Annotated in this window: 9 protein-coding genes; 2 read left to right on the top strand and 7 right to left on the bottom strand. The window is 66.7% G+C overall.

The window, feature by feature from the left end; translation table 11 throughout:
* Positions 1–37: 37 nt before the first annotated feature.
* Together WJ35_RS21855 and glmS are read right to left on the bottom strand one after the other, a co-directional pair.
* Positions 38–448: a TIGR02594 family protein gene (locus WJ35_RS21855; protein ID WP_069239984.1), complete on the bottom strand. Its 411-nt coding sequence runs from the start codon at positions 446–448 to the stop codon at positions 38–40.
* 239 nt (positions 449–687) lie between these two features.
* Positions 688–2,505, bottom strand: a complete 1,818-nt coding sequence (gene glmS / locus WJ35_RS21850; RefSeq protein WP_060233326.1) for a glutamine--fructose-6-phosphate transaminase (isomerizing) — start codon at positions 2,503–2,505, stop codon at positions 688–690.
* 1,015 nt (positions 2,506–3,520) lie between these two features.
* Between glmS and wecB the strand changes: the two genes are divergently transcribed.
* A complete protein-coding gene (gene wecB, locus WJ35_RS21845; protein WP_069239983.1) occupies positions 3,521–4,738 on the top strand; it encodes a non-hydrolyzing UDP-N-acetylglucosamine 2-epimerase in 1,218 nt (405 codons plus the stop codon).
* A gap of 196 nt (positions 4,739–4,934) precedes the next feature.
* Here the strand turns inward: wecB and WJ35_RS21840 are convergent, their stop codons facing one another.
* From WJ35_RS21840 to WJ35_RS21830, 3 genes are read right to left on the bottom strand one after another with little or no spacing between them, the layout of a single operon-like run.
* Positions 4,935–5,615, bottom strand: a complete 681-nt coding sequence (locus tag WJ35_RS21840) for an OmpA/MotB family protein (protein ID WP_069239982.1) — start codon at positions 5,613–5,615, stop codon at positions 4,935–4,937.
* A gap of 18 nt (positions 5,616–5,633) precedes the next feature.
* Positions 5,634–6,398 carry a flagellar motor protein gene (locus WJ35_RS21835; protein WP_060235389.1) on the bottom strand — a complete coding sequence of 255 codons (765 nt, stop codon included), beginning with the start codon at positions 6,396–6,398 and terminating at the stop codon, positions 5,634–5,636.
* Positions 6,399–6,417: 19 nt separating this feature from the next.
* Positions 6,418–7,662 carry a cyclic nucleotide-binding domain-containing protein gene (locus WJ35_RS21830; protein ID WP_069239981.1) on the bottom strand — a complete coding sequence of 415 codons (1,245 nt, stop codon included), beginning with the start codon at positions 7,660–7,662 and terminating at the stop codon, positions 6,418–6,420.
* Between the two features lie 479 nt (positions 7,663–8,141).
* On the opposite strand from WJ35_RS21830, the gene WJ35_RS21820 reads away from it, so the two are divergent.
* Entirely contained in the window at positions 8,142–9,122 is a 981-nt protein-coding gene (locus WJ35_RS21820; protein WP_014724562.1) for a hypothetical protein, read from the top strand.
* A gap of 39 nt (positions 9,123–9,161) precedes the next feature.
* On the opposite strand, the gene WJ35_RS21815 is transcribed toward WJ35_RS21820, so the two are convergent.
* Positions 9,162–10,856: a bacteriophage N4 adsorption protein A gene (locus tag WJ35_RS21815; RefSeq protein ID WP_059463469.1), complete on the bottom strand. Its 1,695-nt coding sequence runs from the start codon at positions 10,854–10,856 to the stop codon at positions 9,162–9,164.
* Entirely contained in the window at positions 10,853–12,811 is a 1,959-nt protein-coding gene (locus WJ35_RS21810) for a glycosyl transferase family protein (protein WP_014724560.1), read from the bottom strand. The genes WJ35_RS21815 and WJ35_RS21810 overlap by 4 nt, the downstream gene beginning before the upstream one ends.
* Between the last annotated feature and the right edge of the window lie 204 nt (positions 12,812–13,015).

Below are 13,015 nucleotides of genomic sequence, written 5' to 3'. Positions count from 1 at the left end.
CTCCACGCCCGCCCGTCGACTCGGCGATGCCGCGCATTCAGCCGACGTCAGGCCACCGGTATCCGATCACCTCGCTCACCGGATACGCGAGCTCGCGCACTTCTTCGAGCTGGTTGCCGCCGAACAGGTAGACGTTCTCGTCGTCGTGACGCAGATAGAACCCGACGTGCCCCTTCCAGCTCGCCGGATCGTCTCGCGTCAGCACGGCGACGCAGCCGTAGACCGGCCGCTCCAGCGCCCTGCCCCATTCGAGCCACGAGCGCGCGAGCGCGGAGCCGGTGCCGCGCAAGCCCGCATGCGCCATGCACCAGTTCAGGAATGACGAGCACCACGAAATCTTGTCGTCATAGCCGACGAGGTTCGTGTGGTTGTTGTACTCGACGATGCGCGGGTTGCTGCTGCCGGGCGGGAAGCGGCGGATGCCGAGCTCGGCCAAAGCGATGTGCATCCACGGCGGGTGGCCGGTGTGTGCGTTGCGTTCGGGATTCGATCGGTTCACGGGGGCCTCGGGTTCGGTTCTCGGAACGGTCGGCCAATCTTCGCATGAATCGGGCGGCCGTCGCAGCGGCGTTTTGCGGCTCGCGGCCCCGGTAACGAAACATGCGAACGACTTCATCGCCTGCGCCCACGGCCGCAACACGCTTACCGCTCCGCTCTGAGGCGCCGCACACGCACCGCCCGTCCCCGTCACTCCACCGTCACCGACTTCGCCAGATTCCTCGGCTTGTCGATATCCGCGCCGCGCACGCATGCCGCGTGATACGCGAGCAACTGCAGCGGCACGACGTGCAGGATCGGCGACAGCAGCCCGTAGTAATCCGGCATCCTCAGCACCGACACGCCGTCGCCGTTGTCGATGCGCGTATCGGCATCCGCGAACACGTACAGCTGCCCGCCGCGCGCCCTCACTTCCTGCATGTTCGACTTCAGCTTTTCGAGCAGCATGTCGTTCGGCGCGATCGTCGCGACCGGCATCGTGTGCGTGACGAGCGCGAGCGGCCCGTGCTTCAGTTCGCCCGCCGGATACGCCTCCGCGTGGATGTACGAGATCTCCTTCAGCTTCAGCGCGCCTTCGAGCGCGATCGGATAATGCAGCCCGCGCCCGAGGAACAGCGCGTTCTCGTGGCACGCGAATTCCTCCGCCCAGCGTTCGATCTGCGGCTCGAGCGCGAGCACGTCGGCGAGCGCGTCGGGCAGCCGCCGCAGCTGCGTCGCATAGCGCGCGAGCTGCGCGTCGTCGACGCAGCCGCGCAGCCGCCCGAGCGTGACCGACAGGATGAACAGCGCGACGAGCTGCGTCGTGAACGCCTTCGTCGACGCGACGCCGATCTCCGGGCCCGCGCGCGTGAGGAAGCGCAGGCTGGTCTGCCGCATCATCGCGCTGGTCGGCACGTTGCAGATCGCGAGCGTGTCCGGATGGCCGAGCGATTGCGCATACTTGAGCGCCGCGAGCGTGTCGGCCGTCTCGCCCGATTGCGACACGACGACCACCAGCGTGTTCGGCAGCGCGAGCGCGTCGCTGTAGCGGTATTCGCTCGCGATCTCGACCTGCGCGGGCAGCCGCGCGATCGTCTCCAGCCAGCGGCGCGCGGTGAGCCCCGAGTAATGGCTCGTGCCGCACGCGAGGATCAGCACGTTGTCGATCTGCTCGAAGATGCGCCGCGCGTCCGGCCCGAACACCGCGGGATCGAACAGGCCCGCATCGGGAATCGTCGCCGCGACCGCGTGCGGCTGCTCGAAGATCTCCTTCTGCATGAAGTGGCGATACGGGCCGAGCTCGACCAAGCCGTCGCCCGACGTCACCGTCTGCACCGGGCGCTCGACCTGCACGCCGTTGCGGTCGAAGATCCGCGCGTGGCCGGCGGTCAGTTCGACGATGTCGCCTTCCTCGAGGAAGATGAAGCGGTCGGTGATGCCGGCGAGCGCGAGCGCGTCCGACGCGACGAAGCACTCGCCGTCCTTCAGCCCGACGACGAGCGGCGAGCCGACCCGCGCGCCGACGAGCCGCTGCGGCTCGGACTTGCTGAACACCGCGATCGCATACGCGCCGTGCAGTTGCGAGGTCGCGTCGCGCACCGCCGCGAGCAGGTCGCCGCGATACTTGCTGTGGATCAGGTGCGCGACGACCTCGGTGTCGGTCTGGCCGTCGAATTCGTAATGTTCGTCTGACAGTTGCGAGCGCAACGATTCGTGATTCTCGATGATGCCGTTGTGCACGAGCGCGATTTCGTCGCGCGAGAAGATCGGGTGCGCGTTGCAGGTCGCCGGCGCGCCGTGCGTCGCCCAGCGCGTGTGCGCGATCCCCGTGCTGCCGGAAAGCCCGGCGCTCACCACGTGCGCTTCGAGATCCGCGACGCGCGACACGCTGCGTTCGCGGCGCGCCGCGCCGTCGACGACGGTCGCGACGCCGCACGAGTCGTAGCCCCGGTATTCGAGGCGGCGTAAGCCTTCTATCAGAATCGGAACGATGTTCCGTTGCGCGACCGCGCCGACGATCCCACACATGACCCGTCTCCTTGCCCCTGTTCGTCCATCGGCCGTGCGCCGCGGTTTTTCGTCCACCGTGGTCGCACCCGCAGGTCCGTCGCAACTGCGCACATGCGCGTGCATCTCGTGCGTCGCGCCACATCCGAACGTAGGCACACCGAGCGCTGTTTCCGGCTCCGCCGTATCGGTATCGCCGAGCTGCGTCGGCCGCCGCACGCCTGCACCATCGAACAAGCAAGCGTCGAGCCATCGACCGACTTCGCCCACGCGGCAAGGGCCGGCGATGCGCCGACGCGCTCGCCGACGCGCCGCGCCGTCCGTTTTTGATTCATCGCCGCATCATCGCTCTCGACCGTCGGCGAGACGATCCACCGCGTCGCGTCGCGCATCGACGCAAGGCCTGCAAGCCGCGCGGGGTAAGGGCTGCGCAGGCGTCGGTCATCGCATCGCGACTGCGTCGCCGCGCCGTGCCGTCAGCATCCGCGATGTCGCGCCGGCTGCGAATGGACACCGCACATGTTTCAGATGCGCAACATTTCGCGATCTCGCGCGGCCGTCCGGTCGTTTCACGCGCGGGCCGTCATGCAACGCGATGCCGCACGCAACGAACGACGCCACGCGTCGTACGGGGCGACGCCACGGGTGCAACTCAGCGTCCCCGCCGCGCGCCGGCGCGCCGCGCTCGTAGCAATTGTGAAACGTTCGACGCGTTGCCGATGCGGCGCGGGCGTCGGGGCCGGGCCACGCGGCGGGTGGTTTGAATATTGCTGTATTGGCAACGGGGAGCGGTCGCGACGAACGGCACGGCAAAGAACACTCATGACGTAACCGGAATCGCGACGACACCACGGTCGTCCGGCGATGGCGCGGCGCAGATCACGCGGGCCAACACGCGGCGCTCGCCGTTGCAACGCCGCCGCACCTCGTGCGGTGCGAACCGACGCAATCGCGACGTGCGTCGGCCGGTGGCGTGCGAGCAGGTCGATGTCGGGAGCCGGTTCCTTCCGCTCAGAAAAGCTATACGGGGATATCAATGAAGAAGATCTTGCTTGTATTCGGAACCCGGCCGGAAGCCATCAAGATGGCGCCGCTCGTGCGCGCGCTGAAGGCGCGCGCGGATGTCGACGCGAAGGTGTGCGTCACCGCACAACATCGGCAAATGCTGGATCAGGTGCTGTCGTTGTTCGACATCGAGCCCGACTACGATCTCGATCTGATGCGTCAGGGCCAGACGCTCAGCGACGTGACGACCGGCATCCTGCATGCGATCGGCGCGGTGTTCGACGACCTGCGCCCGGACATCGTCCTCGTGCATGGCGACACGACCACCACGCTGGCCGTGAGCCTCGCGGCGTTCTACCGGTATCTGCCGGTCGCGCACGTCGAGGCGGGCCTGCGCAGCGGCGACATCTGGTCGCCGTGGCCCGAGGAGCTGAACCGCCGCATCACCGACGCGGTGTCGACCTGGCATTTCGCGCCGACCGGCCAGGCGCGCGACAACCTGTTGAGCGAAGGCGTGCCGGTCGGCTCGGTGGTGATGACGGGCAACACGGTGATCGACGCGCTGCACGACGTCAAGCACATGCTCGAACGCGACGACGCGCTCAGCCGCGAGGTCGCCGCGCGCTTTCCGTTCCTCGACCCGACGGCCCGCATGGTGCTGATCACGGGCCATCGCCGCGAGAGCTTCGGTGAGCCGTTCCGGAATTTCTGCGAGGCGCTGCGCACGCTCGCGCACCGCTATCGCGACGCGCAGTTCGTCTACCCGCTGCACCTGAATCCGAACGTGCGGGAGCCGGCGCTCGCGCTGCTCGGCGGCGAGGCCAACATCTACCTGATCGAACCGCAGGAATATCTCGCGTTCGTGTTCCTGATGTCGCGCGCGCACTTCATCATCACCGACTCGTGCGGCATCCAGGAGGAGGCGCCGGCGCTCGGCAAGCCGGTGCTCGTCACGCGCGACACGTGCGAGCGCCCGGAGGCGGTCCAGGCCGGCAACGCGCGGCTCGTCGGCACGGACGCGGAGCGCCTCGTGGAAGAAGCGTCGCGGCTGATCGGCAGCGACAGCGCGTACGACGCGATGGCGCATGCGAGCAATCCGTACGGCGACGGCCATGCGTGCGAGCGGATCGTCCATGCGCTGATGCATACGCCGGCGTCGAGCGCGAATACGACGAGCTTCTCGATGGGCGCGGCCGAACTGCCGCTCAACGCGCTCACGCTCGGATTGCAGGCGTTGCGCTCGCCCTGAGCGGGTTGGCGTCTGGGGGCTCGGTCTGCCGGTTCCGGGCAGCGCGGAAGGTCGCCGCTATTGAGCGTAGCGGCGCGTGCGCGTGCGTTCGACGGATCGGCAGGCACCGGCAGGCACCGGCAGCAACGCGGCGTCGATCTCGGATGTGGAGCATCAGCACACGCAATGCAATCGCATCCGCAGCCGCAGCCGCCGTTCAGTACGCGACGAAGATCGTCACGCGCCGATTACGCGCGCGTGCGGCCGCGTCGTCGCCGGTGACGAGCGGCTGCGTATCGGCGCGGCCGATCGCGGCGAGCCGATGCGGCTCGACGCCCCGCTCGACCAGATACCGCACGACGGCCCCCGCCCGCGCCGACGACAACTCCCAGTTGGATTCATACTTCGCGGTCGAGATCGGCACGCTGTCCGTATGGCCTTCGACGAGGATGTCGCCGCTCGCATGCTCGCTCAATGCGCGCGCGATCTGGGTCAGCACCGGCGCCGCATCCGGCAGCAGCCGCGCGTCGCCGACGTTGAACAGGATCTTCGCGTTGATGCCGATCTCGATCCCGTGCGGCGCGCGCACGAGCGCGATGCGGCCGGCCGTCTTCAGTGCATCGAGCGACGCGAGCCACGCGGGCACGCGCTCGGGCAGCGTGATGGCCGCCGTGCCGCGCGCGGCGTCGTCGTGCCGCGCGAGCGTCTGATAGCGCGCGTCGAGCGCGTTGTACTTCGCGAGCTGCAGCACGTACAGCGCGAGAAACAGCACCATCAGCGTGGTGACGAGATCCGCATAGGAGATCAGCCAGCGGCCGGACTGCGCGTCGTCGCCTTCATCGTCGTCGCGACCGGTCGCCGTTGCGCCCGCGCGCGCGGCCTCAGTTCGTGCCGTCATGTCGATGCTCCACGGGCGTCACGCGAGCGACTCGGCCGCCCGGCCGCGAATATCGCCGGTCAGGCGCGTCTCGATCGTATGCGGCGACTCCTTGCGCGAGATCGCCAGCAGCCCGTCGAGATAGAGCTTGCGAAACCGCAGCTCGCTGTCCACCTGCGCACGCAGCTTGCCGTACAGCGGCAGGAACACGAGGTTCGCGAGCGCCAGCCCGTACAGCGTCGCGACGAACGCCACCGCGATCCCCGGCCCGAGCTGCGCGGGTTCGAGAATATGGCTCGTCACCTGGATCAGTCCCATCACCGAGCCGAGGATGCCGAACGTCGGCGCATAGCCGCCCGCCTGCTGCCACACGCGCGCCGCCGCCATGTGGCTGCGCTCGTAGGCATCGAGCTCGCGCTGCAGCGCGTCTTCGAGCACCGCGGTCGACACCCCGTTCGCCAGCAGTTCGAGCCCGCGCCGCGCGAACGGATGAATCCCGCTGACGTCCATCGATTCGAACGCGAGCAGGCCGTTCAGCTTCGCGCGGTCGCCCCACTCCAGCAGATCCGTCAGGCTCTGCCGATCGACCCGCCGCGCCTGCACGAACGCGAGCCGCAGCTGCTTCACCGCATCGAAAAAGCGCGCCCACGTGTTCTGTATCATCACCGCGCCGAGCGTGCCGCCGAGCACGATCACGAACGCCTCGAGCTGGAACAGCGTCGCGAAATGCCCGCCCTCGAGCGAAAAGCCGAACACGATGGCCGCGCCACCGAACACGACGCCGAACAGCGTCAACAGATCCATGTCTCTCTCCGGCCGGCGCTCACGCCGCCTGATCGGGAAGGTTCGCCGCGGCGGCGGCCGGCCCCTTGAGCGCGCGCACGGCATCCAGCAGCCGCTGTTCGATGTCGCCGACCTCGACCGGATCGATCTTGATGTCGCGGCGCATGACCCACGAGACCTCGTTGCGGCGCGTCTCGGTCATCACCGAGAACAGCCGGTCGACGACCGCCTGATCGTCCGCGCTCGCGAGCAGCTTCGCGAGGTCGTACGTATCGAACGCGCTGACGACCTCGAACAGCGTGCGCTGGTCGACCCAGGCCAGGTCCTCCAGCGCGTTGAGCTCGCCGCCGCGCCGGACGTTGCGCCGCGTAAAGTACGCGACGCCCTTCTGCTCGACGTAATTGAGCACCTTCGACTTGCGGAACGCGAACACTTCGTCCGCGATCTCGCCGTGAGACAGCTTGTTGAGCAGCAGCTTCTTCTCGACGCCGATCAGCGATTCGAGATCGGCGAGCTCGATCAGCTCGAGTTCGCTGCTGATCGACAGGTCGAGCTCGTGATCCGCGACCTGCTGCGCGCGGTCGGTAATGCGGGCGGCGTCGAAGGTCACGACCTGGCGCGCGTCGGCGGACGCCGCGTAATCGGCGGCCCCGCCGCTCAGTTGATCCGCCTGCGCGGCCTCGATCGTGACGAGATTGAGCTTCTCCATGCGCTTGAGCATCGCCATCACGTGCGGACGCGAATGCCCGGCGACCGCGCGGCATTTCCTGATCACGTCGGCGAGCGGCACCGACGCCTGCTCGGCATACGCCTGCATCGGCCGGCGCGCCCACGCTTCGTCGCCGCCGCGGCGCTCCCCGCCCGCCATCAGCGAGAGCACGTGCGCATAGGACAGCACGCCGGGCAGGAAATCCGCGTGCGTGTAGGTCGCGAGCTGGTCGTCCTTGCGCTTCACGCGGCGGATCATCGTGCGCACGATATGGCGAAGCAGCGCGGACACGCGCCCGATTTCGTCGTCCAGCACCTCCGCCGGCACGACGGTGAGCTGACAGAACGTGAGCGCCTTCGCGGTGTGCGCGCGCGGCTCTGCCCCGAGCAGCGCCGCTTCGCCGAAAAAGTCGCCGCGCCCGAGCGTGCCGATGACGATGCGTTTGTCCTCGCAACGCGTCGACAGCTCGATCTTGCCCTCCGCGATCAGATAGATGACGGGCTCGCCGGCGAAGCCCTCCGAGTAGATGATCTCGCCGGGCGCGGCCGTACGCGTCCAAGATTGCTGACGGTTCAAGTTGGTTCCCCTGCTGCGCTGATTGTTGCGGACTGCGCGTCGCACGTCGGAGGCATGCGATCGACAGTCTTCCCCGTTCCCGTTTAACGTCATCGCCACACGCATCCTTTAGCAATTTCCTGCGGTTTTCCGGCCGAGATCAACGCCAAACGTTTGCGTGCCGCCTCGCGCACGGTCCACTTCGTGCGATGCGTGCGCCGGCGCTCGACGATGCATGCGTGCGCGTCGGGCGAGCCGAACCAGTGGATCGTCGCGCGAGCGCGCACGCAGCGCATCTCGCGACGACACGCTCCACAGCGTGAACGTCGCTCGCGACCGTGCGGAAAACGCGTTTGCGAATTCGCCTGCGGATGCTTCGTTTATCTCGGCGCGCGTGCATCCGCGCATGACGCCACAGCCCATTGAACCCCTTTACTTCCAATATCGTCGGATAATTAGCTTTTATTTTCGTCTAAAATCTCGCTTCCTCTGAACATAGGATGGAACGAGTTTTGATTAAGCTGACGAAAACTATCTCGCGTACTGCAATCGCCGCATGCGTGGCTTGTGCCGGTCTGATGCCGCTGTCCCAGTCGGCCCAGGCCCAGGTCGAGCCTTTGAAGAACCCCGTCTATGGGGTCACGCTGGACGACCTGACCAAACTCGATGCGATCGTCGCGTCGCTGCAGAACCTGCCGTACCGCCCGACGGTGCGCGTCGTGTTCGATCCGGGCACGTCGGCGGCCGACTACTACGCGCCGCTGCTGCGCCTGCACTCGGTCGCATACGTGATGGGCGAAATCTACGATTCGTACTATTTCCCGACGACGCTGTCGGCGTACCAGGCGCGCACGCAGGAACTGGTGTCGCAGCTGAAGAACACCGTCGACGTGTGGGAAATCGCGAACGAAATCAACGGCGAATGGCTGCGCAACGACCCGAACGGCACCAACACGGTGGTCAACTCGGAAGAGCAGCAGATCGGCCAGATGGTCGCCGCGGCCAATACGATCGTGAAATCGAACGGCGGCAAGACGGCCATCACGCTGTACTACAACGACGACAGCAAGGGCAACAACTGCTGGGCGAAGCCGCAGGATTACTGGAAGACCTGGCCGACGAATTTCCTGTCGTCCACGGTGCGCCAGCAAGCCGACTACGCGCTGTTCAGCTACTACCCGTATCAGGACTGCCCGGGCCTGAGCCCGTCGTGGAAGAACGACTTCGCGGCGCTGGAAAGCATCTTCCCGAACGCGAAGGTCGGCTTCGGCGAAATCGGCACGTCGGACATCGCCGCGCCGACGTCGGTGCAGCAGAACCTCATCACCACCTACTACCCGATGGTCAACAGCATGACCGATCCGCGCTTCATCGGCGGGTTCTTCTGGTGGAACTACGTCGAGGAGATGCTCCCGTATTCGACGAGCGGCTACTTCAAGCTGCTGCGTCAAACGATCATCACGCTCAAATCGCCCAGCTGATCGCGTCGTAGCGATCCGTCCAGGCGTCAGCGCAGCCGCTCAGAACCACAATGTCGCGCGCACCACGAGACCACGTGCGCGGGCCGCTGACGTCAACGGAAACCGGTATTGCACCGTCACATCGACGTAGCTCGCCGGCGCCGTATAGCGCCCTTCGCGGAACCAGTACCGGAACTGGATGCCCGGCCCCACGCCGATCGCCGTCTCGTCCTTCTCACGGTTGTCGTGATCGCCCGCCACCGCGACGTGCGGATAGACGGTCAGACGATTGCCGAGCATCGGCAGACGCCACGTGTGGCCGTAGCGCAGCTCCGAATAAACGATGTAGCGCCCCGCGTGAATGAAATAGGCGCCTTCTACATAGGCCTGCCAGCTGCGCCAGCTCGGCTCGGTCACGCGCAGGTCGGTGCCCGCTTCCGACGAATATCCCAAACGCATCAGCCAGTCCGTCATCGACAGGCTGCCGATGTGGAACAGCCGCTCGGCGGTCATCACCACGTTCTGATCCGGTATCGGCTTGTAGCGCACGCCCACCGACCCCTGCACCGTCGGCATGCCGGTCACGTTGCCGTTGCCGTCGTACGCGGTGCCGTAACCGCGCACGAAGAACTGCAGGATGCGCCCGTTCTGGTAGCCGATCTTCGGCGGCTGCCAGTACGCCTCGACGCCCGGCTGCAGCACGCTGATCGTTCCTTGCGGGCCGAACGCGGCCGATTGATACGGCGCGCTCAGCACGAAACCCCACGTGCGCTGCAGTTGCTCGACTTCGCGCCGATAGCCGAACTTGCGCTGCGTGTCGAACGCGTGCTCGCTTTCGTCGGCATCGAGACTGTGCTCGAACATCTGCACCGATTCGTCGTTCAGGCCGATCCGCTTCGCCGCATAGCCGGCATCCGCATAGTTCATCGCGTTGCCGGCGCCGCCGGCGAAGCCTTGCTGGAACGCGTCGAGCGCATCGCGATCGCGGTGCTCGCGCAGCAGGTCGTACGCGTGTTGCAGATGCTGCATCGCCGAGTCGTCGGCCGGTGCCTGCGGCGGCCGATCGACCTGCCGCGCCTGCGCGGCGATCGCGGCGGCCATGTTGCGTTCGGTGTCCGTCGCCGCGTCGCTGGCGGCCAGTTCGGCCATCCGGATCGCCGTGTCGTGATCGCCGGCCTGCAGGCTCAATTGCGCGATGCGCACCTGGATCACCGCGGATTTTTCATCGGCGAGCGGCGCCAGCGCGATGCCCGCTTCATGCGGACGGTTCGCCGCGAGCGCGCTGTCCGACCATGCGAGCCGCAGGTTGCGCTGCTGCTCCGCGCTCCACTTGCCGCCCGCCACGGCGGCCGAGAAGTCGCGGCACGCGACGTCGTAGCGCATCTGGCGCTGCGCGAGATAACCGTGCTGCGCGAGCACGGCCGCGCTGTTCGGAAAGCGTGTGCTCAGCGATTCGAGCAGCGCGTCGGCGTCGTCGACCTTGCCTTCGCGCCGGTACACGTCGACGAGCAACAGTCCGAGCTGCTCGCTGCCCGGCTGGATCTGCAGTGCGCGCAACGCATACGCCTCCGCGCGGGGCAGGTCGCCGGCGTCGATTGCCTTGTAGGCGCCGTCGGCCAGCCGGAACGCTTTGGGGACGAGCGGCCGGGCAGCGTGCGCGGGCGGCTGCCACGCGAGCGACATGGCGAGCGCCAGTGCGCTGAGCCGCGCGCAGCGCGCGAGGCCGGCGGTGATCGGACGGGTCGAGCGTTTCATGCCTGTTCTCCCGACGGCCGAATCGCCGCAGATGCCTGCATCGACGCGCCGTCGCCGTCGCGTAGCCGCGAGATCTCGACGAAGCGCGAGTGCCGCGCGAGTTCGGCGGAAATTTCCGCATCGCACGCGATGAAGTACGCGACGTTGGTACGCGCGCCGCGTCGCACGACCTCCTGTTCGTCCTGAGTGAGCGGGCGGCCGACCGCGATGTTCAGCGTGCCGTCGTCGGCGGTGGAAAACGGAATCGCGCGATACGCGTACTGCAACTCGAAGGCCAGCGAGTCCGCGAAATGGCCGACAGCAACGTTGCCCAGGCTCACGCGCGGCAGATCGGCCTGCTCGGCGATCGCGTCGGCGAGCGATTCGGTCGACAGCATGCTCGCGTCGAGCAACAGCTCGCCGAGCCGCTTGCCGCACGTCACTTGCTTGTCGAGGCATGCCTGCAGCTGCTCGAGCGACAGCACGCCCCAGCCGACCAGGATCTCGCCGATCCTGCGCCGCACTTTCCCGAGCGCTTCGTTCGACAGATAGGTGTGGCTGGTCTTGTCCCACGCGATCGGCTTGCCGCTCACCAGGTGGCCGAGATAGATGCGCCACGCGCGGCAAACCGCGTAGAAGTTGATCATGTTGTTGACGAACATCCGCGGGACCGACAGCACCCCCTGCAGCGGGCCGTTCAGCTTGCTGACGAAGTGCACGCGCTGTCCGGCGCGCGCGACCAGCATGAAGGTGTTCACCCACAGCAGCGGCGCGATCCACGGGCCGTTCGTCGCGAAATGAACGCTGGCCGGGAGCGCATGGCCGGTTTTCTCGAGGACGGCAAGCAGCACGAAATTGAGCAGCACGACGTAGGCGATCACCGAGAACAGCGACGTCACGATGCCCTTGCGATCGTGGAAGAACATGTAGCGGGTGAGCAGGTCGCCTTTCCAGCCGAGCTGCTCCCAGCCTTGAAACGCGATGCCGAGCACCCAGCGCGCGCGCTGCCGGTATGCTGTTCTGAACGTCTTCGGAAAATACTCGCGCGTCGCGAGCAGGTTCTCACGTGCCGCGCCTTTGCGCGCGTTGCGCGCCTGCGCATCGCGCGCGACGTCCGACAGCGGGAAGCGGGCGAACGTCTCCGTCATCCCGAGGTCCCTCAGCCGGAAGCTGAAGTCGTAGTCCTCGGTCAGCGAACTGGTGTTGAACGCGTTGCCGCCGCTCGCCTTCATCGCCGCGTCGATCGCGCGGCGGCTGTAGCACGACGCCACGCCCGCGCCGGGCACGACGCCGGTCAGACGCGCGCGCACCGGCACGTCCTTCTGATGCGTTTCGCTGAAATCGTCGAGGTAACAGCCGGCGACGAACTCGTTCCATTTGCGCGGCAACGACAGCACGGGAAGCTGCACGAGGTCGCTCTGCGTGACCGCGTGGTTCAGGTACTTCAATTCGGCCGGGTGAATCACGTCCTCGCAGTCGTGCATCACGACGCCGGCGAACTGGATGCGGTGGACGTCCTCGTAACGCAGGATCGCATCGAGAATCCAGTTCAGGCAGTCGGCCTTGCAGGTCGGCCCGTCGTTGCGCACCGTCGCGCGCGTGACGCGCCCGGGGTAGCGTCGAACCATCCGTTCGACTTCGGCCGTAGTTTCGGCATCGTTGTGATAGGTGCCGACGAAGATCACATAGCGTTCGTACTCGATGGTCGCGAGCGTGTTCTCGATCATCTTCGCGATCACGTCGTACTCTTTCCAGGCCGGCACCATCAGCGCCAGATAACGCTCGTCGAGCGCGCGCAGCATGCCGATGTCGATGGCTGGCGCCTTCTCGCGACGCAGGACCCGGCGGATTTCGAACGACCAGTAACAGGCATCGAGCGTGAGATCGTCGAGCGTGCTGATCAGGATGACGATCGCGGTCACGATGGCGACGACGTCGAGTGCCGACAGATACGCACTCCATATTGTATGGTTCATCATGTTTTCCGCGATTGTCGCTTGTCAGTGCTGTTTGCGCCTGCCGACGCAAGGCCGATAAGCAGCCCCACCTCGCCCCCGGTACAACTGCCCTTCCGTTCCTGCCCGCTGCGCGTGCGGCTCTGAAGCGGCGCCCGCGCGGCCGAATCGCACGCTCACGCATCAGGCGCCATCGACGCGCTCGCGCAAATTTTCCGACGCTGA

Source organism: Burkholderia ubonensis (genome assembly GCF_001718695.1).
Taxonomy (GTDB): domain Bacteria; phylum Pseudomonadota; class Gammaproteobacteria; order Burkholderiales; family Burkholderiaceae; genus Burkholderia; species Burkholderia ubonensis_B.
The sequence above is the reverse complement of the archived record's forward strand: the minus strand, read 5'-3'. Positions and strand labels throughout refer to the sequence as shown.

Coding starts and splice junctions, on each gene's coding strand:
- WJ35_RS21855 (WP_069239984.1), bottom strand. CDS start 448: ATGCACATCGCTTTGGCCGAGCTCGGCATCCGCCGCTTCCCGCCCGGC.
- WJ35_RS21815 (WP_059463469.1), bottom strand. CDS start 10,856: ATGAAACGCTCGACCCGTCCGATCACCGCCGGCCTCGCGCGCTGCGCG.
- WJ35_RS21835 (WP_060235389.1), bottom strand. CDS start 6,398: ATGGATCTGTTGACGCTGTTCGGCGTCGTGTTCGGTGGCGCGGCCATC.
- wecB (WP_069239983.1), top strand. CDS start 3,521: ATGAAGAAGATCTTGCTTGTATTCGGAACCCGGCCGGAAGCCATCAAG.
- glmS (WP_060233326.1), bottom strand. CDS start 2,505: ATGTGTGGGATCGTCGGCGCGGTCGCGCAACGGAACATCGTTCCGATT.
- WJ35_RS21810 (WP_014724560.1), bottom strand. CDS start 12,811: ATGAACCATACAATATGGAGTGCGTATCTGTCGGCACTCGACGTCGTC.
- WJ35_RS21820 (WP_014724562.1), top strand. CDS start 8,142: ATGGAACGAGTTTTGATTAAGCTGACGAAAACTATCTCGCGTACTGCA.
- WJ35_RS21840 (WP_069239982.1), bottom strand. CDS start 5,615: ATGACGGCACGAACTGAGGCCGCGCGCGCGGGCGCAACGGCGACCGGT.